The sequence below is a fragment of the Sphingomonas sp. Leaf198 genome, from assembly GCF_001424005.1.
In the GTDB taxonomy this organism is placed as follows: Bacteria; Pseudomonadota; Alphaproteobacteria; order Sphingomonadales; family Sphingomonadaceae; genus Sphingomonas.
Window position 1 is genome coordinate 759,207 of the sequence record NZ_LMPX01000002.1, and the last position, 18,247, is coordinate 777,453.

Consider the following 18,247-nt stretch of genomic DNA (forward strand, 5'->3'; position numbering starts at 1 on the left):
GACGAGATCGCAAACCGTCACGGGCTCGTAACGGTTCCGCGGGAAGCCGCGTACTGTAGAAAAAAGTCGGGCTAATCAGGCTTTAACCACCGGTGCGTCGAGAACCACTGGCGCGCCGAGCAAAGGCAGCTTTTCCGCGGCGACGCTTTCGATCACCGGTGCGACCCGGTCGAACACCGCGCTGACCATCGCCTCGGCGATCCATCCGACCGCCGCACCGACGACCAGATCGGACAGATAATGCTTCCCGTTCACCGGTTGCGCCGCTGCGACTGCGCCGGAAATCAATGCCGCCGGACCGCCCGCGCCGGTAATGTCGCGCGACGCGGCACGCGCGACCGCAACCGCACCCGCGGTGTGGCCCGAGGGAAACGACGTCTGTTCGTGCTCATCGCTCTTGCCCGGTTCGAACCGCGCCTTGCCGTCCTCGATCGCCTTTTCGGGGCGTGTGCGATCGATCGACGCCTTGATCGCCGACTTGACGAAGGTTGCCGCCGCGTGTGCCGCCAGCATGCGAACGCCCCCGCGTATCACCTCCGGCCTGCGCGCGATCAGGCCGATCACGACCGTGCCGATCGACGTCGCCACGAGCTGCGGCTGGTCGCCGATCTCGGCGAGGAACCCGGTCGCCTTGACCAGCGGTTCGTCGCGGTGCTCGGCGGCCTTGTGCGTCGCGTCGCGGTCCACTTTCTCGACAGCCTTTGCGGCTTGCTTGGTCTTGCCCATCACGTCTCGCCCTGTCCGTCCATCTCGCCGCGCACCTGTGCATGCGCTAGCAAGGCGAACAACCCCGCACCGCCCAGCAAGTTGCCGAGCACCGCGGGCAGGATCAATGCGCCCAACGCCTGCCAGACGCCGACATTGCCGGAGAACAGCAGCAGGAACGCCTCGTCCGAACCGACGATCGAATGGCTGAATCCGCCGATCGCAACGACATAGGTGATCGCGAAGATCACCATGAACGCCTGTTGCCGCGCGTTGGGCAGCGACCAGGCGAGGATCGCGATCATGAACCCGGCAGGAATCGCGTTGACGAACGTCGCCCAAGCCGAAAGCTCGGTGATCCGCATCGACACCTCGATCATCGCGCCGCGCAATTCGCTGTTGCCGAGCACCCCTGCCGCGATCGCACCGCCGGTAATCGCCGTCCCGATCAGATTGGCGAGGAGCACCACGCCCCACAGCCGCAGCGTCCGCTTCAGCGCCCAGCCCGATGGCTTCGTCACCAGCGGCAGCATCGCGCTGATCGTGCTCTCGGTGAACAACTGCATCCGCCCGAGGATCACGACGAGAAAGCCAATCGGATAGCCGAGCGACACGATGATCGTCCGCCACGGCGTCTCGGGCAGTGCCTGATGCAGCGCGCCCTCCGCAATCAGCGAACTGGAGATCGCCATGCCCGCGGCAAGCCCCGAGAAGAACAGCGACGACACCGGGCGGTCGAGTTCCTCCTCGCCCGCCTCGCGCACGGCCTTGTGCAGGTCCTGCGCATCGGCGGCCTTGAGGTCCTCGACGTCTTCGCCGGGCGGATTGGAAGCGTTGTCGACCATTACGAGCGTGCAACGGTTCGCGTCATGCTTTGCTCCGACGCAATCGCCCGCTAGGGCACGCGCGATGAACGATCCTTCTGTTATCCGCCGCCTCTATGGCCGTCGCCAGGGCCACAAGCTGCGTCTCGGGCAGGCTGCGCTCGTCGAGGAAACGCTTGCCGACCTGTCGGTGCCCGAAGAGGGTCCGATCGATGCGATGACCCTGTTCGGCGAAGACCGCCCTCTTCACGTCGAGATCGGCTTCGGTGCGGGCGAGCATCTGGCGGGACAGGCCGCGATGAACCCGGACGTCGGCTTCATCGGCTGCGAGCCGTTCCTCAACGGTGTCGTCGGCGCGCTGACGCACATCCGCGACGGCGGACTGACCAACGTCCGGTTGCACATGGGCGATGCGCTCGAGGTGATCGAGCGCCTGCCCGATACGAGCCTCGACCGGCTGTATCTTCTCCATCCCGATCCGTGGCGGAAGGCACGCCACGCCAAGCGCCGCATGGTCAATCACGGCCCGCTCGACACGATCGCCGCCAAGCTGAAGCCGGGCGCGGAATTCCGGCTCGGCACCGACGACCCGACCTATTGCCGGTGGTCGATGATGATCATGAACGCCCGCCGCGATTTCGAATGGCAGGCAAACACCCCGCACGACTTCCTGACTCGTCCCGACGACTGGCCCGAGACGCGGTACGAGCGGAAAGCGCGGCGGCAGGGGCACGAGGTCTGGTATTATCGCTACCTGCGGGTGTGATCCGCGCGGGCGCTAGCTGCGGGTGTGATGCCCGCTGCGGCGCCAGAGCCAACCGAACGCGCGACCGGCGAGCGAGGGTAACCCCGGCCTGAGCAGCAGCCAGTCGCGGATCGGGGCGTCGACCCGCGCGCCGATCACGCGCTTGTAGCCGCTGTCGCCCGCCCCCCAGTCGATCCGGCGCGTGCCACGCGCGAGCGCGGCGGCGATATTGCGCCAGTAGAGAAGCTTGCCGGGCGAATGCTTGGCGAAGCGCGGATCATAGCTGTTCGCGATCGCATACAACAGGTCGCCGGTGTCGATGTCGAACGAGAAGGCGGCGGGCTTGCCATCGACGCCGAGCAGCGCCGCGCGGAACATCGCGGCCAGGACCGGGTCGGCGACGGCGGCCTGCCAGAAGGCGAGGTGACCGTCGCGCGTGAATTTCATGCCCGTGCGATCGGTTGCATGCGCGATCCAGCTGCTCTCCTCGATCGTGCCGAGCGCTTCGAACGCGGCAGGCCAATCGCCGCCCGACAGGAACCGCCACTCGAGCGCACCATGGTCGGCAAGATGTTTTTCGTGGAAGCGGTTCTTGCGCTGCGTCGAACGGCGCGGCCAGGGCTTCCCATCGACGACCGGGTGGAGATCCAGCGACCAGCTCTCGCCGATCGGGCGATCGATCACCACCCAGCCGTTTGCGCGGGCGGTGGCGATCAGCGCGGTGGCGGCGAAATCATCGTCATAGACCGGGCCGATGCGCAGGCCGTTGATGTGCGCGGACAGCGTCGACAGCGCGGTCTTCAGCGCGGCGTCGCCATGTTCGAGCGCGAGGCCGAAGCTGCGGAACGGCCAGTAGCATCCGGGGATCGCCGCGATCCCCAACGCGGGCGGGCCACGCGGGACGAACGGCAGCGTCAGCACCGGCGCATCGTCCTGTTCGACGACCAGCGTGCGGGCCTGCCCGCCATAGGCGGCGAGCGCGGCGGCGTACCAGCCGAAGCGGAGGAAGCGATGGCTCGGCGCGCCTCGTTCCGCCACGCTGTCGATCGCGGCGGCCAGCCCCTCGACCACGTCGCTGCGCACGATCGGCGGCAGCCGGACGAAGTCGGCCAGAAGCATCGGCTTGGACATTCGCCGTCGATACCGCGGAGAAGGTTACGATTGCATGCTCTTTTGCGGCCGGCCCTTTTGCAATCGGCGACGTTCCCCAGCATGGTGGCCGTCATGCCGACGATCCCCGCCATTTCGACCATCGCCCAGACGATCCAGCTCTCGCTCGCGCCCGTGTTCATGCTCGCGGGCATCGGCCAGTTGCTCAACGTGCTGGCCGGGCGGCTGTCCCGCGTGATCGACCGCGCGCGAAAACTGGAGCAGCTGCACCCCAATTTCTCGGCCGCCGATCGGACCCGCTACGGCTGGGAACTGCGGTTGCTCGACCGTCGGATGACGATCATCAACGCGGCGCTGTTCCTGGCGGTGTCAAGCGCGATCATGACCTGCGTGCTGATCGCGCTGCTGTTCATCGCCGAACTCGCCAAGCTTCATTTCGGTACGGCGGTCGCGCTCTGTTTCATTCTCGCGATGATCCTGCTGATCGCGGCCTTGGTCTCCTTCATCTTCGAGGTCAGAATGTCGTTGAGAGCCTTCCGGATCCGGCCTGAATTGCTGAAGGACCTGTTGTGATCGAGAAACGCATATTGCAGGCGGTGATCGCGGTCGCGTGCCTGTTGCCGCTGATCGTCGGCGGCCAAGGCGTGCTGCACGGGCCGGCCCCGTTCGGGCATCTGAGCGATGTGCCGCGCGATCTGGACAGCCATTTCCGGTATATCTCGGGGATCTTTTTTGCGACCGGGTTGGGGTTTTTGAGCTGCATTCCGCATATCGAGCGCAAGGGGCCGCGGTTTCGGCTGCTTGGCGGGTTGATCTTCGTCGGAGGCGTATCGCGCGGGATCTCGCTGATCGCGGTGGGCGTGCCGTCGCAGGGGCACGTGCTCGGGCTGGTGATGGAGACGGTGGTCGTGCCGTTGCTGATGCTCTGGCAGTGGAATTTCGCGAAGCGGGCTATCGGTTCGCCGTCATCGTGACGAAAGTCAGGATCCAGGGTCACGCAGTACGGACCGCCTGGCTCTGGATCCTGACTTTCGTCAGGATGACGGAACGTGTGCGGCATCGCGGTCTGGCGGCCAACAGACTAACCGGGTCATACTAGCGGGAAGCCTCCATCCCTGCGCCTACATCGGCGGTCGGCAGATACCGTGGCGCGACCCGCACCTTCGCCCGTTGTTCGTACACATAGCCCGCGCCCAGCACCGCCGCGTCGCCATACTTCGTCGCGATGAACGACAGCCCGACGGGCAACCCGCGGACCAGCCCCATGGGCACGGTCAGGTTCGGATAGCCCGCCACCGCCGGCAGTCCGCTCGAGCTCGGCCCGCCGTACTGATCGCCGTACACAGGCTCGCTCAGCCACGCGGGGCCATAGGTCGGCTCGACCAGTAATGTAGCGCCCGCCGCCTTGAGCATCGCGTCGACCCCCTCCGCACCCGCGAGCCGCAGCGATTTGGCGCGCGCTGCCTTGTACGCCGGATCGTTCAACCCCTTGGTCTTCGCCGCAGCCTCGAACGTCTCCTGCGCGAAGAAGGGCATTTCGGTCGCCGCGTTGGCAGTGTTGAACGCGATGACCTGATCGAGCGTCCGCGTGCCGACCGCCGCTGGCGTGGTCGCGAGATAGGTGTCGAGGTCGGCCTTCAACTCGGTCTGGAGCACCAGCAGTTCCGCCTCGCCAAGCCCGTCGAGCTTGGGCTGCTTGACCTCGACCAGCACCGCGCCCGCAGCCTTCAGCACATCAAGCGAGGCCTGGTATTTCGCGGCAAGGTCCGCGGTCATCTCCGGCCGGATCACGCCGATGCGCAGACCCGACAGCGCGCTGGTCGACAGCCCGGCCGCATAGTCGCGCTTGTAAGCCCCTGCCCCCGCGGTCGCGGCATCGGCAGGATCGGCCGCGATCATCGCCGAGAACAGCGTCGCGACGTCACGGACGCTGCGCGCCATCGGTCCCGGCGTATCCTGGCTGTGACTGATCGGGACGACATGCGTGCGGCTCACGAGGCCCAGCGTCGGCTTCAACCCAACCAGCCCGTTGAGCGACGACGGACACACCACCGAGCCATCGGTCTCCGTGCCGATCGCCGCCGCCGCGAAGCTCGCCGCGACCGCCGCGCCCGACCCGCTCGACGATCCGCACGCAGTACGGTCGAGCGCGTAAGGGTTGCGCACCAGCCCGCCGACCGCGCTCCAGCCGCTCATCGACCGGGTCGAGCGGATGTTCGCCCATTCGCTGAGGTTGGTCTTCCCCAGGATCACCGCCCCCGCCGCGCGAAGCTGCGCGACCACGGGCGCATCGCGGCGCGTCAGATTGTCCTTCAGCGCGAGGCTGCCGGCCGTGGTCGGCATCGCGTCCGCGGTCTCGACATTGTCCTTGATCAGCACCGGCACGCCGTGGAGCGGACCACGGATGCGCCCGGCCTTGCGTTCGGCGTCGAGCGCCTTGGCCTGCGCAAGTGCATCGGGGTTGAGCGCGATAACGGCGCGGAGAGTCGGGCCCTTGCGGTCCATCGCCGCGATCCGCGCGAGATAGGCGCGGACGAGATCGACGCTGCTCGCCTTGCCCGCGGTCATCATCGCCTGGAGCTGGTCGATCGACTGTTCCTCGACCGCGACCGTCTTGGCGCTCGCGACGGCTGGAATGGAGCTTGCGAGCAATAGGCCGATGATAAACTTACGCATTTTGCGAATCCCCTTTGGCGCGAGGCTATCGGGGTTGCGGGCCTGCGCCAAGCGGTCTGAACGATGCTCGACACGATGCGTTACGGATCGGCAACGGATAGGGGAATGGCGTGCGTCTCGTGTTGAAGATCGTCGGGGGCATCGTGCTGCTGGCGGTCGTGGCCGTCGCGCTGGCGGTGACGATCGTCCCACGCTTCCTCGACCGCATTTACTATCGTGGGCCCGCGAGTGGCCATTTCGACGGCGCGCACTTCGCCAATCCCGACAACGACGCCGACACGCAGCAGATCCAGCCGGCCGGCGGGGGGCGTGCGAGCTTCTTCTGGCGCTATTTCACCGGCTGCGATGGGCGGCCTGCGTGGCCGACATCGGTCGCGGTAAACCGCATCGCGCCGCCCGCCCGCGTCGAGGGCGAGCGGATGGTCGTGACGTGGGTCGGCCATGCCAGCGTGTTGATCCAGACGCAGGGTCTCAACATCCTCACCGATCCGGTCTGGGCGGAGAAGGCCGGGCCGCTCGGCACGGGTCCGCGTCGTGTCGCCGAGCCGGGGATCGCGTTCGATGCGCTGCCCAGGATCGACGTCGTGCTGGTCAGCCACAATCACTACGACCATCTCGACAAGGCGACGCTGAAGCGGCTGTGGGAGCGCGATCGGCCGCGCATCGTCACGAGCTTGGGCAACGACAGCGTGATCGGCCAGACCGGGGCGCAGGCGACTGCGCTCGACTGGGGGCAGCGGGTGGCGATCAAGCCGGGCGTCGACGTCGTCGTGACGCGCAACCATCATTGGGGCAGCCGGTGGTTCACCGATCGCAATCGTGCCTTGTGGTCGAGCTTCGTCGTCACGCTACCGGGCGGGAACGTGTTCTTTGCGGGCGATACCGGGATGGGCGACGGCCAATGGCCGGTCGAGGCGGCGGCGCTGGGGCCGATCCGGCTGGCGCTGATCCCGATCGGTGCGTTCCGGTTCGTTGACGGGCAGATGGAGTCGGGCAGCCATATCGGGCCGGTCGATGCGGTCGAGGTCTATCGCCGACTGGGCGCGGCGCACGCGATCCCGATTCACTGGGGGACGTTCCGGTTGTCGTTCGAGGGGTATGATACCCCGCCGAAACTGCTGGCGGCGGCGATGCGGTGCACGGGGCAGACTGGGTTCGCGCCCGTGGCGATCGGGCGGCCGACGGAGGTTGCGGGGTATGTGAAGCCGGTGACGGTAACGCCGATGGCTCGGGCGGCCTTGTTGCAGTGCCTCGATACGCCGGTGGTGCGGGACCTGCGCTAAATTCTCCGTCACCCCGAAGCTGTTCGTCGGGTATCCCCTGCGACCAAGTAAGCCTGTTTCCCCGCGAAGGCGGGGACCCAGACTGGGCTCCCGCCTTCGCGGGAGAACAACGATAGAGAAAAGTGACGCCGGCCACACGTCCGACCACCCCGGCGAAGGCCGGGGCCCAATTGGGGAAGGCTGTTAATGGTGGACAGCCCCTCGTTACTGCCACCTTTCCAATTGGGCCCCGGCCTTCGCCGGGGAGGTGTACCCGCTCGGACGCGATAGGCGGCGAACACAGCCCGTCCCTCACCCCATCTTGAACACGCAAAGCTTGTTGCCGTCCGGATCACGGAAATACGCGCCGTAGAACCCCATCTGCTCAGGCCCTCGCGACCCCGGACCACCCTCGTCCGCGCCGCCCAGTTCGATCGCCTTGGCGTAAACCTGATCTACCTGCTCGCGCGAATCCGCCGCCAGCGCGACCATCGTGCCGTTGCCTGCGGTCGCCGCCGCGCCGTCATAGGGCCTGCCGATCACCAGCATCGGCTTGTCCGCACCCGCGCCATAGAAGGTCAGCTTCCGCTCATCTGACATCTGCATGAGCCGCTTGCCGCCAACCGTCGCGAACAGCGCGTCGTAGAACGCCAGCGCCGAGTCGATGTCGTTGGTGCCGAGCGTCGCGTAACCGATCATGTGTCTCTCCTGTTTGGTGGAGAGGCCTATCGGCCCGTTCAGCAACGGAGACAATCCATCCGCATGCTGCCATCCACCCAAACCGTCATCCTCGACTTGATCCAGGAGCCAGAGCCACGATCGAAACCGCATGGGGCTCTGGATCCTGACTTTCGTCAGGATGACGGACCGTCAGCCGACGAAAGCGCGCTCGATCACGAACGTACCCGGCTTCGAATTCGCGCCCTCCTCGAAGCCATTCGCCTCGAGCATCACCGCGAACTCCTTGATCATCTCGGTCGAGCCACACAGCATCGCGCGGTCGGTCTCGGGGTTGAGCTTCTGCTCGCCGCGGACCGGGTGGCCGAACAGCGACGCATCCTCGATCAGCGCACCGATCCGCCGCGTGGTGCGGAACGGCTCGCGCGTCACGGTCGGGATATAGTGGAACTGCGTCTGCGCCTCTTCGGCGATCAGCGGATCCTCCGCCAGCAGCCCAACCATCTCGTCGTGATAGGCGAGATCGCTCACGCGCCGCACGCTGTGCACGACGATCACCTGCTCGTACGCCGCATACACATCGGGATCGCGCATCAGGCTGAGGAACGGCGCGAGGCCGGTGCCGGTCGAGAACATGAATAGCCGCTTCCCCGGCAGCAGCGCGTCGAGCACCAGCGTACCCGTCGGCTTCTTGCCGAGATACACCTCGTCGCCCGGCTGGATCAGCTGGAGCTTCGAGGTCAGCGGGCCGTCCTCGACCTTGATCGACAGGAACTCGAGCTCCTCCGAATAATGCGGGGACGCGATCGAATAGGCGCGCATGATCGGCTTGCCGCCCTCCTGCGGAAGACCGATCATCACGAACTCGCCCGAGCGGAAGCGGAAAGTGGATGGCCGCTCGATCGCGAAGCTGAACAGATGTTCGTTCCAGTGACGCACCCACAGCACCTTGGCGTTGAGGAACGCGGGGGTCTCGGGGATCAGCGCGGGCGCGCGGGTTGCTTCGACGGTCGGGGCGGTCATGCGTCTATTCCTTGGCCTGCGCGCGGGCGCTGGCGGATCGATGGCTTGCGAGACGGTCGCATTATGGGCGCGAGCCGGACGGGTCAACAACAGCTAAACTTGGCATCGGCCAAACAGGTCCCGTGGCCGTTGCCGACTCAGGCCATGTTCCCCATATTCCCCCTCGATGGCCATTCAGATCCGCACCAGTCTCGCCGAGCCCGAAACCGGCGAAAGCTTCGTCCCGCACCGCCCGACCGCGCGCCCCGACAAGGTCGAGGGCGGCAAGCGGTTCAACCTCGTCAGCGAATACGAACCCGCGGGCGACCAGCCGACCGCGATCGCCGAACTCGTCTCCGCGATCGGCGACGGCGAGAAGGACCAGGTGCTGCTCGGCGTCACCGGCTCGGGCAAGACCTTCACAATGGCCAGCGTCATCAACCGCGTCCAGCGACCCGCGCTGATCCTTGCGCCGAACAAGATCCTGGCCGCACAGCTGTACGGCGAGATGAAGTCCTTCTTTCCCGACAATGCGGTCGAATATTTCGTTAGCTATTACGATTATTACCAGCCCGAAGCGTATGTCGCGCGCTCCGACACGTACATCGAGAAGGAATCCTCGACCAACGAGTCGATCGACCGGATGCGGCATTCCGCCACCCGCGCGCTGCTCGAACGCGACGACGTCATCATCGTCGCGTCGGTGTCCTGCCTGTACGGCATCGGCTCGGTCGAGACCTATTCGGCGATGATCTTCGACTTGAAGAAGGGCACGACGGTCGACCAGCGCGAGATCGTGCGGAAACTCGTCGCGCTCCAGTACAAGCGCAACGACGCGGCGTTCCAGCGCGGCAATTTCCGCGTGAAGGGCGACACACTCGAGATCTTCCCGTCGCATTACGAGGACAGTGCGTGGCGCATCTCGTTCTTCGGCGACGATATCGAGGAGATCATCGAGTTCGATCCGCTGACCGGCAAGAAGGTCGCGTCGCTGAACTCGGTTCGGGTGTATGCAAACTCGCATTACGTGACCCCCGGTCCGACGCTCAAACAGGCGGGCGAGGCGATCAAGCATGAGCTGGCCGAGCGGTTGAAGGAGCTGGTGCTGGAGGGCAAGCTGCTGGAGGCGCAGCGCCTCGAGCAGCGCACCAACTTCGATCTGGAGATGATCGCCGCGACGGGCTCCTGCGCGGGGATCGAGAATTACAGCCGCTTCCTGACCGGACGCATGCCCGGCGAGCCGCCACCCACATTGTTCGAATATCTCCCCGACAACGCATTGCTCTTCGTCGACGAGAGCCACGTCACGATCGGCCAGATCAATGGCATGTCGCGCGGCGATCACCGGCGTAAATTAACGCTCGCCGAATACGGCTTCCGCCTGCCGAGCGCGATCGACAACCGCCCGCTGCGCTTCAACGAATGGGACGCGATGCGGCCGCCGACGACCTATGTCTCGGCGACTCCCGGCAGTTGGGAGATGGAACAGACCGGCGGCGTGTTCGCCGAGCAGGTCATCCGCCCGACCGGGCTGATCGATCCCCCCGTCGAGATCAAGCCGGTCGAGGAGCAGGTCCAGGACCTGATCGTCGAGGTCGGCAAGACCACGGCGCTCGGCTACCGCACGCTGGTCACCACGCTAACCAAGCGGATGGCGGAGGACTTGACGGAATACATGCACGAGGCGGGCATCAAGGTCCGCTACATGCACAGCGACGTCGAGACGCTGGAACGCATCGAACTTATCAGAGATCTCCGTCTGGGCGTGTACGACGTGCTGATCGGCATCAACCTGTTGCGCGAAGGGCTCGATATTCCCGAATGTGGACTGGTCGCGATCCTCGATGCGGACAAGGAGGGCTTCCTGCGCTCCGAGACATCACTGATCCAGACGATCGGTCGCGCGGCACGCAACGTCGATGGCCGCGTGATCCTGTACGCCGACCGCGTCACCGGATCGATGGAGCGCGCGATGAACGAGACGTCGCGTCGCCGCGAGAAACAGGTCGCGTACAACGCCGAGCACGGCATCACCCCGACGACGATCCGCCGCAACATCGGCGACATCATCGCGCACGTCGCGAGCCAGGATCAGGTGACGATCCCGATCGACGAGGACCGCCCGCACATGGTCGGCCACAACCTGCGCGCGTACATCGAGGACCTCGAAAAGCAGATGCGCAAGGCTGCGTCGGATCTGGAGTTCGAGACCGCCGGGCGCCTGCGCGACGAAATCCGACAGCTGGAGAACGAGGAACTGGGCCTGCCGGTCGACCAGCAGAAGGCGCCGGTCATGGGCCGCTCTAACGAGGGCAAGCCGGGCACGCGGAAGACACGCTACGGCAAGAGCCAGAAGATGCGGATGGGGGGCTCGCGGTCGCGATAATCGGTCGAACTTCGGTCGCCCCGCCCCTTGGCGTCCGCCCGGATCCACGGTAGCGTCGCTGATCCGGCGGGGGCCGGGTTCTGGGGAGTAACGATTATCGCTACCATCAAAGCCGTCACGCGTTCGCGCGGCGCATCGCGTCCGTGGGCAGCAGTTGCCGCGATCACGGCGCCGATCGCGGCCTTACTGCTGACGGCCTGTGGCGGTAGCGATTCGGCAAGTTCGCCGACCGTTCCGCCCACGGCCCCGACGCCGCCCCCCGCTCCTGTGAACGCGCCCCCGGTCTTCACATCGGCCAATGCCGTGAGCGTAGTCGAGAATACGACGGCCATCGTCTATCAGGCTGCTGCAACCGATCCCGAGGGCGCCCCGGTCGCCTACGCGATCAGCGGCGGCGCGGATGCCGCGAAATTCACGCTGAACGGAACCGGCCAGCTCGGCTTTGTGGCACCGCCGAATTTCGAACTGCCGACCGACCTCGACGGAAACAACGTCTATCTGGTCCAGCTGACCGCAAGCGACGGTCAGGCAACCAGCACGATCGCACTCCAGGTCACCGTGACGAACAGCAAGGAGGGGATCGCCGTCCATCGTGTCGCGACCGGTTTCATCCACCCTGTCGCGATCGCCAGCCTGAGTGCGACGCGGATGCTGGTCGTGGAACGATCCGGCGCGATTTACGATTTGAACCCGCAGACCGGTGCGCGGACGTTGTTCTATCAGGTCGCCAATGTCGGAACCGGCGACCGCGGGGTGATCGCACTGGCGGTTGCACCGACGTTTGCCACCACCGGTATCTTCCACGTGATGTTCACGAACCCCAACGGATTCCTGATCGTTCAGCGCTATCTCCGCAACCAGGCGGGGCCGACTGTCCCGGATAATAGCGGTCCGCTGCTGGCAGTGTCCGCACCCCAATATCCCGGCGGGGGTTGGCTGGGCTACGACGCCGGCAACCTGATCATCGCGACGGGCGATGCCGGTGGCGCCGGCGACCCGGCTGGCAGCGCGCAGGACTCATCGTCAAGATTGGGGAAGATCCTTCGCGTGACGAACAATCCGGATCCCTATGCCGGAGCCTCTCCGCAGTTCTTCCTGGTTTCGGCGATTGCGAAAGGCCTGCGAAATCCGAACGGCGGCGCGTATTACAGCGGTGGCCTGCTGATCGCCGACAGCGGACAGGATGTCGCCGAGGAGGTCGACTTCCTGGCGCTCGGCGCACCCGTGACGAATTTCGGCTGGCCGTTCAAGGAAGGGACCAAGATCGTCCGCGGCACCCCTCCGGCCGACGTCGTAGACCCTTCGATCCAATATCCGCACACCGGCGGCACGCACTTCGGCCAAGCGATCGTGGGCGGATTCGTCGGCTCGCCAACGATCGCCTCGCTATCGGGCGTCTATGTTTTCGCCGATCGCAACGGCGCCCTGTTCACGACGCCCGCCGATCCACTGCGCCGTGCCGGGACGATCGAGGGGCCGATGCTAGAGCGGCGCAACGAGGATTTTGCGCCGGATCAGGGCACGATCGATCGCCCGGTTTCGTTTGGCGTGGCCAGCGATGGTCAGGCCTATATCGTCGACGACGATGGCGAAATCTTCAGCATCGACCAAGGCTAGCGCAAGGCTCAGCCGACGACGAGGTCTTCGCTGCTCGACCCGTAATAGCTCGCGACGCGGTCCGCATAGGCCTGGTCGAACACCGGTGCATTGTTCGCCCAGCTTGGGCCGCCTTCGAGGACGCGCTTGTCGATCGTTACGACGTAGAGGTCGCGGACGGCGTCGAACTGGAGCAGCGAGAACGGCAGCGGGTAGAAGCTCTTGCCCATGCCGAGGAAGCCGCCGAGGCTGAGCACGGCGTGGGTGACGCGGCCGGTGCCCTTGTGGACCATGAACGCGTGGACCGAACCGACATTGTCGCCGTCGCGGCTCTCGACCTTCATCGTGCCGGAGATGTTCGACTGGACGAGCAGCTGGGTCGGCGTCTGGGCGGCGGTATCGGACATGGACGTTCTCCTGATTTCTTCCGTCGCTGAACCGGTATCACCGTGCGGCGGTTCCCGGCTAGCGCGCTTCGTCGTACTTGAGCGACCGCCGGTCGTGCCGCATAGCGATGTGATGCGCATCCCGTCTCCTTCCCTCGTCGGCTTTCGATCGCTTGCCAACCCCCGCGTCCTGGCGCGTCTTGCCGGTCTGGCGGCGCTCGCGTCGATCGCCGGCTGTGTCCCGCCGCCGCGGGCCGAAGCGCCGCCGCCTCCGCCGCGCACTGTGGCGGCCCCGCCCGCGCCGACGCCGCGCCCGGTACCGATCGCCGCTGATTGGCGCGACTGGCCGTATTCACCGGGGACATGGGTGTATCGCCGCGATGCGCGCGGTTCGATCGCACTGTTCGGGCCGGCCAATGCCGATGCGTCGCTGACGCTACGCTGCGACACGGCGGCGCGCGCGATCTATCTGTCGCGCGCGGGAAGCATGGCGACGCCGCTGACGATCCGCACGTCGAGCGTGACGCGCGCGGTGTCGGTCCAGCCGACCGGGGGCACGCCGCCCTATGTCGCGGCCGCGCTGATGCCGAACGATTCGTTGCTGGAGGCGATGGGGTTCAGTCGCGGACGGTTCGTTGTCCAGCAGCCCGGCCTGCCGCCGCTCGTCGTGCCCGCCTGGGCCGAGATAGAGCGGGTCACCGAGGATTGCCGCGGCTGATTTCGATCGAGTCAGCGGGTGGCTGGCAGTCGCACAGGATTGCCCGAAAACTTCCGTAAAACAAGGCTTGTATCGCAGGCGCGGTCGGCACACATTGGCGTTGCGGTCAGGCTTGGCCGCGTTGTTTCAACAAGCGAAAGGAGGTGATCCGATGTCTCATGGTTCAGCAGTGAGTTCGGTTCGGTTCGTTCGGGGGACGCACCGCTAAGTCCGCCGGTCCGCGTGGGGAGTATCCTCTCCCAGTCAACACGTGGTCCATAGGATAGGCGGTACGCATGGTCCTCCGGGCTGGAGCTCTCCGGCCGCTGACCATGTCAGGAGGTTGTCGGGTCGTCGGGAGACGATCCGGCAGCCTCTTTTCGTTTGTGGGGTGTCGGGGTGGCGGTGGTCGACCCAGTTGCCGTCTACGACGACATTGCGTAGGCTGACGATGTCCACCGTCGTCGAAGTCAGCCCGGCCCTCATAGCTGACCATGTTGGTAGGAGCAGGCTGAGCGGGTGACTTGCTTCTTCGCTGTGCCAGCTACTTCTTGTGTTCCGCCTCAAGGTAAGGACCTGGAAAGTAAGCTTGCGTCAGACGACGGTGAAGCAGCCTGGGGGAAACAATGCGTGCCAACTCCTCCACCGTCATCCTGACGAAAGTCAGGATCCAGGGTCGCATGGGCCGTACCTGATTACTCTGGATCCTGACTTTCGTCAGGATGACGTGAAGTAGCCAGGGCTAAGAGCGCCGCCAATGCACTCTCTCGATCCGCCATGCGGCTTGCGACCGTCCCCCCTTATCCGCCCCCTACAGGAACGACTTCGCCCGATTGAGGACGATGCTGCACATCCGCGTCTTCACCTGCCCGCCGAGATCGTCGAGCGAAAACGCCTGTCCGTTCGGCGCCTGCACTTCGCCGTCTTGCCCGGCGGCATAGCCCGGCGACGTCTGCACACCCTGTCGTCCGGTCAGTCGCTGGAGGATCGATTGCGCGCCGGTCGCCGGGGCTTTCGTGGTGCTGCCCGCTCGCGGTGCATTCCGCCCACCGGTCAGCGCGCCAAGCGCACCACCCTGCCCGAGCAGATTGTTCTTCAGGCAATAGCCGAGCAGGCCGGCGGCGTTCCCGGCACCGATCGATCCGACGCTCGGCAACGCACCACCGAGCAGGCCACCCAGGCCGCCAAGTCCACCCAGACCGCCAAGACCGTTTTGCGTCGACGCCGATTCCGGTGCGCTGGTCTGGGCCGATGCGGAAGTCGCGAGGGCGAAGGCTGCGACGAGGGCGATTGCGGTCTTGGGCATGATGAGCGTGCTCCGATGAGGTCGTATCACCAACAGGACTGGCCGGGGTGCGTTCCGGGCTCGGCTTCGTTCAGCCGCCCGTGAAGAACGCGTCGACCGATCCGCGCCTGGCGCCCAACGCCGCCGCGACCCGTCGGCGGGCATCGTAATATACCAGTGCCGGCGCGGCCGGATCGGTCCTGCGAAGGCGTGCGGCCTCCGCGTCCGTCAGGCTGCTCTCGCGCGCAACATGATCCGCATACCCCTCCTGCTGCCAGGTCGGGAGCATCGCGCTACGTACTTCGCCAAGATGATTGGCGATCATGATGTGCGTCGTCTCGTGCGCAATCCCGCCGGACAGCGTGCGAATGCCGCCGACCGCACGATCGTTCGTCACGCGGTCGGCGGCGACGTCGCTGCAGTTGAAGACGATCGCCGAACTGAAGGGCCGGCGGAACGCGAAGGCGCCCGGCGACTGGATCGCCAAAAGGCGCCACCGCCAGCCACCGTCCGTCAGGAACAGCGACCGATCGAGCGGCCCGGTGTAGATCGGGCTGGCGCGCAGCAACCCTTCCGCGCGCGCCAGTTCGCTGGCGATACGCGGATCGATCGGACGCTCGGCATAGACGGTGACGGTGCCGACGTGCTGCTTATACGGAAACGCGAGCAACTGCGGCGCGTAGACAACCGCGACGGCAAGCAGAAGGAAGACGGTCACGATCCATCGGACGGGCCCCCGCCCCCTTCTGCCTGCGCGCATCGTCATGCCGGCGTCAGCAACCCCTCACGCGCGATCTTCTCACGCCAGACCAAAGGTGCGAGCTGGTGGACGTTCTCGCCTGCAGAATCGACCGCGACGGTCACCGGGAAGTCGCTGACCTCGAATTCGTAGATCGCTTCCATGCCAAGATCGGCGAAGCCGACTACCTTCGAGCCCTTGATCGCGCGGGCGACCAGATACGCCGCACCGCCGACCGCCATCAGATACGCGGACTTGGCCTCGGCGATCGCCTTGGTCGCATCGCCCCCACGCTCCGCCTTGCCGACCATCGCCAGCAGGCCCTGATCGAGCATCATCCGCGTGAACTTGTCCATCCGCGTCGCCGTGGTGGGGCCGGCAGGTCCGACAACTTCCTCGCCGACCGGATCGACCGGCCCGACATAATAGATCACGCGACCCTTGAAATCGACCGGCAGGGGCTCGCCCGCGTCTAGCATGTCCTTGATCCGCTTGTGCGCCGCGTCGCGCCCGGTCAGCATCTTGCCGTTGAGCAGCAGGCGGTCGCCATGCTTCCACGTCTGCACGACTTCGGGCGTCAGCGTGTCGAGATCGACGCGGATCGCGGCCTTGTCGGGTGTCCAGTTGACGTCGGGCCATTCCTCCAGCTTCGGCGCTTCCAGATACACCGGACCCGAGCCGTCGAGCACGAAATGCGCGTGGCGCGTGGCGGCGCAGTTGGGGATCATCGCCACCGGCTTCGACGCGGCGTGGGTCGGCCAGTCGAAGATCTTCACGTCGAGGATGGTGGACAGCCCGCCCAGCCCCTGCGCGCCGATGCCGAGCGCGTTGACCTTGTCATAGATCTCGATCCGCAGCGCCTCGATGTCGTTCTTCGGGCCGCGCGCCTTCAGCTGCGCCATGTCGATCGAGCCCATCAGCGACTGCTTGGCGAGGATCATCGACTTCTCGGCGGTGCCGCCGATGCCGATCCCGAGCATGCCGGGTGGGCACCAGCCGGCGCCCATCTGCGGGATCATCTCGAGCACCCAGTCGACGATCGAGTCGGATGGATTCATCATCTTGAACTTCGACTTGTTCTCGCTGCCGCCGCCCTTCGCCGCGACGTCGATCGAGACGGTGTTGCCGGGCACCATCTCGACATGCATCACGCTCGGTGTGTTGTCCTTGGTGTTGCGCCGGGTGAAGGCGGGGTCGGCGAGGATCGACGCACGCAGCTTGTTCTCGGGGTTGAGATACGCCTTCCGCACGCCCTCATCGACGACCTCCTGCAAGGAGCGGGTCGAGTCGAGGCGGCAATCCTGGCCCCATTTGACGAAGATCGTGACGATCCCGGTGTCCTGGCAGATCGGGCGGTGGCCCTCCGCGCACATCCGGCTGTTCGTGAGGATCTGCGCGATCGCATCCTTGGCGGCGGGGCTCTGCTCGGCCTCGTACGCGACGCCCAGTGCGCGGATGTAATCCATCGGGTGGTAGTAGCTGATGAACTGGAGTGCGTCGGCGACGCTTTCGATCAGGTCGGCTTCGGTGATGACGGTCATGCAGCGCCTTTAAGATACGGATATACGCGCATCTTAACGGCGTTCGCGACGCGAAGGAAGCACGCGGGCTCCGCTCATATCCCATCTCGTAGATAGGGTATTGCGCGCGATGTCGGTCCCTTGTAGCCTTTGCTACCGAAACACCCTGTTGCACACAGCAACACGACGCTCGGCCCGGATCAACACGGAGATTATCCATGAAGAAGATCGTATTCGTACCGATACTTGCAGTCCTCGGCCTTGGCCTCGCTGCCTGCAACAAGACCGCAGATACGGCCAACACGAGCTCGGTCGAGACGAACACGGTGGTCGAAGAGTCGGATGCAAACTTCTCTGCGGTCGATGGCATCGATACCGCTAATGATACCGATCTCGGCAATGCCGAGCTGTCGAATGGTACGACGAACGCCCAATAATCGCGTAAGTCAGCGAGCGAAGCAATACGACTGCTGATTTATTTGGGAGTTTAGCAATATTACTCCCCCGCCTCGGGGGAGTTTTAGTCGTTTTACAAACAGGGCAACGAACAGATTTATCCTTTACTTGCCTGTTTGTAATCTTGTCTTGTTTTTAAGGCGGCTCGTCGCCGATCAATAGTTCAGCGTATTCCTATCA

Annotated in this window: 18 protein-coding genes; 8 read left to right on the forward strand and 10 right to left on the reverse strand. The window is 65.4% G+C overall.

Features of this window, described 5'->3' with window-relative positions; genetic code table 11:
• Positions 1–75: 75 nt before the first annotated feature.
• Together ASG20_RS10545 and ASG20_RS10550 are read right to left on the reverse strand one after the other, a co-directional pair.
• On the reverse strand, positions 76–726 hold the full coding sequence (locus tag ASG20_RS10545; RefSeq protein ID WP_056051740.1) for a phosphatase PAP2 family protein: 651 nt from the start codon (positions 724–726) through the stop codon (positions 76–78).
• The gene (locus tag ASG20_RS10550) at positions 726–1,550 is read right to left on the reverse strand and encodes a formate/nitrite transporter family protein (RefSeq protein ID WP_056051742.1); all 825 of its coding nucleotides are present in this window, start codon (positions 1,548–1,550) and stop codon (positions 726–728) included. Before ASG20_RS10550 ends, ASG20_RS10545 begins: the two co-directional genes overlap by 1 nt.
• 64 nt (positions 1,551–1,614) lie before the next feature.
• Between ASG20_RS10550 and trmB the strand changes: the two genes are divergently transcribed.
• Positions 1,615–2,295: a tRNA (guanosine(46)-N7)-methyltransferase TrmB gene (gene trmB / locus ASG20_RS10555; protein ID WP_056051744.1), complete on the forward strand. Its 681-nt coding sequence runs from the start codon at positions 1,615–1,617 to the stop codon at positions 2,293–2,295.
• A 12-nt stretch (positions 2,296–2,307) separates the two neighbouring features.
• On the opposite strand, the gene ASG20_RS10560 is transcribed toward trmB, so the two are convergent.
• On the reverse strand, positions 2,308–3,405 hold the full coding sequence (locus ASG20_RS10560) for a GNAT family N-acetyltransferase (protein ID WP_056051746.1): 1,098 nt from the start codon (positions 3,403–3,405) through the stop codon (positions 2,308–2,310).
• A 93-nt stretch (positions 3,406–3,498) separates the two neighbouring features.
• On the opposite strand from ASG20_RS10560, the gene ASG20_RS10565 reads away from it, so the two are divergent.
• Complete coding sequence (locus ASG20_RS10565; RefSeq protein ID WP_056053043.1) at positions 3,499–3,957, forward strand: DUF2721 domain-containing protein; 459 nt, start codon at positions 3,499–3,501, stop codon at positions 3,955–3,957.
• Complete coding sequence (locus tag ASG20_RS10570) at positions 3,954–4,358, forward strand: DUF4345 domain-containing protein (RefSeq protein WP_082470887.1); 405 nt, start codon at positions 3,954–3,956, stop codon at positions 4,356–4,358. Before ASG20_RS10565 ends, ASG20_RS10570 begins: the two co-directional genes overlap by 4 nt.
• Before the next feature lie 121 nt (positions 4,359–4,479).
• On the opposite strand, the gene ASG20_RS10575 is transcribed toward ASG20_RS10570, so the two are convergent.
• The gene (locus ASG20_RS10575) at positions 4,480–6,060 is read right to left on the reverse strand and encodes an amidase (RefSeq protein WP_056051750.1); all 1,581 of its coding nucleotides are present in this window, start codon (positions 6,058–6,060) and stop codon (positions 4,480–4,482) included.
• A gap of 119 nt (positions 6,061–6,179) precedes the next feature.
• Here ASG20_RS10575 and ASG20_RS10580 point away from each other — a divergent pair, with 119 nt between their 5' ends.
• A complete protein-coding gene (locus tag ASG20_RS10580) occupies positions 6,180–7,343 on the forward strand; it encodes an MBL fold metallo-hydrolase (RefSeq protein WP_082470949.1) in 1,164 nt (387 codons plus the stop codon).
• 291 nt (positions 7,344–7,634) lie between these two features.
• On the opposite strand, the gene ASG20_RS10585 is transcribed toward ASG20_RS10580, so the two are convergent.
• Positions 7,635–8,021 (reverse strand): VOC family protein, encoded by a 387-nt coding sequence (locus ASG20_RS10585; protein ID WP_056051754.1) that lies wholly within the window; start codon positions 8,019–8,021, stop codon positions 7,635–7,637.
• Between the two features lie 171 nt (positions 8,022–8,192).
• Complete coding sequence (locus tag ASG20_RS10590) at positions 8,193–9,023, reverse strand: ferredoxin--NADP reductase (RefSeq protein ID WP_056051757.1); 831 nt, start codon at positions 9,021–9,023, stop codon at positions 8,193–8,195.
• Between the two features lie 166 nt (positions 9,024–9,189).
• Between ASG20_RS10590 and uvrB the strand changes: the two genes are divergently transcribed.
• A complete protein-coding gene (gene uvrB / locus ASG20_RS10595) occupies positions 9,190–11,388 on the forward strand; it encodes an excinuclease ABC subunit UvrB (RefSeq protein ID WP_056051759.1) in 2,199 nt (732 codons plus the stop codon).
• Between the two features lie 303 nt (positions 11,389–11,691).
• Positions 11,692–13,005, forward strand: coding sequence for a PQQ-dependent sugar dehydrogenase (locus ASG20_RS10600; protein WP_156364220.1), 1,314 nt, complete (start codon positions 11,692–11,694; stop codon positions 13,003–13,005).
• An 8-nt stretch (positions 13,006–13,013) separates the two neighbouring features.
• Here ASG20_RS10600 and ASG20_RS10605 read toward each other — a convergent pair whose 3' ends face one another.
• The gene (locus ASG20_RS10605; protein WP_056051762.1) at positions 13,014–13,391 is read right to left on the reverse strand and encodes a PRC-barrel domain-containing protein; all 378 of its coding nucleotides are present in this window, start codon (positions 13,389–13,391) and stop codon (positions 13,014–13,016) included.
• A 94-nt stretch (positions 13,392–13,485) separates the two neighbouring features.
• Here ASG20_RS10605 and ASG20_RS10610 point away from each other — a divergent pair, with 94 nt between their 5' ends.
• Positions 13,486–14,088: a hypothetical protein gene (locus tag ASG20_RS10610; RefSeq protein WP_330218669.1), complete on the forward strand. Its 603-nt coding sequence runs from the start codon at positions 13,486–13,488 to the stop codon at positions 14,086–14,088.
• A gap of 790 nt (positions 14,089–14,878) precedes the next feature.
• Here the strand turns inward: ASG20_RS10610 and ASG20_RS10615 are convergent.
• The 3 genes from ASG20_RS10615 to ASG20_RS10625 all read right to left on the reverse strand — a co-directional run bounded on the left by ASG20_RS10615 (position 14,879) and on the right by ASG20_RS10625 (position 17,632).
• Positions 14,879–15,373, reverse strand: a complete 495-nt coding sequence (locus ASG20_RS10615; RefSeq protein WP_056051766.1) for a DUF2501 domain-containing protein — start codon at positions 15,371–15,373, stop codon at positions 14,879–14,881.
• 70 nt (positions 15,374–15,443) lie between these two features.
• A complete protein-coding gene (locus ASG20_RS10620) occupies positions 15,444–16,070 on the reverse strand; it encodes a hypothetical protein (protein ID WP_056051769.1) in 627 nt (208 codons plus the stop codon).
• 44 nt (positions 16,071–16,114) lie between these two features.
• Complete coding sequence (locus tag ASG20_RS10625) at positions 16,115–17,632, reverse strand: fumarate hydratase (RefSeq protein WP_056051770.1); 1,518 nt, start codon at positions 17,630–17,632, stop codon at positions 16,115–16,117.
• Between the two features lie 197 nt (positions 17,633–17,829).
• Here ASG20_RS10625 and ASG20_RS10630 point away from each other — a divergent pair, with 197 nt between their 5' ends.
• Complete coding sequence (locus ASG20_RS10630; RefSeq protein WP_056051772.1) at positions 17,830–18,048, forward strand: hypothetical protein; 219 nt, start codon at positions 17,830–17,832, stop codon at positions 18,046–18,048.
• Positions 18,049–18,247 lie beyond the last annotated feature (199 nt).

Coding starts and splice junctions, on each gene's coding strand:
- ASG20_RS10545 (WP_056051740.1), bottom strand. CDS start 726: ATGGGCAAGACCAAGCAAGCCGCAAAGGCTGTCGAGAAAGTGGACCGC.
- ASG20_RS10550 (WP_056051742.1), bottom strand. CDS start 1,550: ATGGTCGACAACGCTTCCAATCCGCCCGGCGAAGACGTCGAGGACCTC.
- trmB (WP_056051744.1), top strand. CDS start 1,615: ATGAACGATCCTTCTGTTATCCGCCGCCTCTATGGCCGTCGCCAGGGC.
- ASG20_RS10560 (WP_056051746.1), bottom strand. CDS start 3,405: ATGTCCAAGCCGATGCTTCTGGCCGACTTCGTCCGGCTGCCGCCGATC.
- ASG20_RS10565 (WP_056053043.1), top strand. CDS start 3,499: ATGCCGACGATCCCCGCCATTTCGACCATCGCCCAGACGATCCAGCTC.
- ASG20_RS10575 (WP_056051750.1), bottom strand. CDS start 6,060: ATGCGTAAGTTTATCATCGGCCTATTGCTCGCAAGCTCCATTCCAGCC.
- ASG20_RS10585 (WP_056051754.1), bottom strand. CDS start 8,021: ATGATCGGTTACGCGACGCTCGGCACCAACGACATCGACTCGGCGCTG.
- ASG20_RS10590 (WP_056051757.1), bottom strand. CDS start 9,023: ATGACCGCCCCGACCGTCGAAGCAACCCGCGCGCCCGCGCTGATCCCC.
- uvrB (WP_056051759.1), top strand. CDS start 9,190: ATGGCCATTCAGATCCGCACCAGTCTCGCCGAGCCCGAAACCGGCGAA.
- ASG20_RS10605 (WP_056051762.1), bottom strand. CDS start 13,391: ATGTCCGATACCGCCGCCCAGACGCCGACCCAGCTGCTCGTCCAGTCG.
- ASG20_RS10615 (WP_056051766.1), bottom strand. CDS start 15,373: ATGCCCAAGACCGCAATCGCCCTCGTCGCAGCCTTCGCCCTCGCGACT.
- ASG20_RS10625 (WP_056051770.1), bottom strand. CDS start 17,632: ATGACCGTCATCACCGAAGCCGACCTGATCGAAAGCGTCGCCGACGCA.
- ASG20_RS10630 (WP_056051772.1), top strand. CDS start 17,830: ATGAAGAAGATCGTATTCGTACCGATACTTGCAGTCCTCGGCCTTGGC.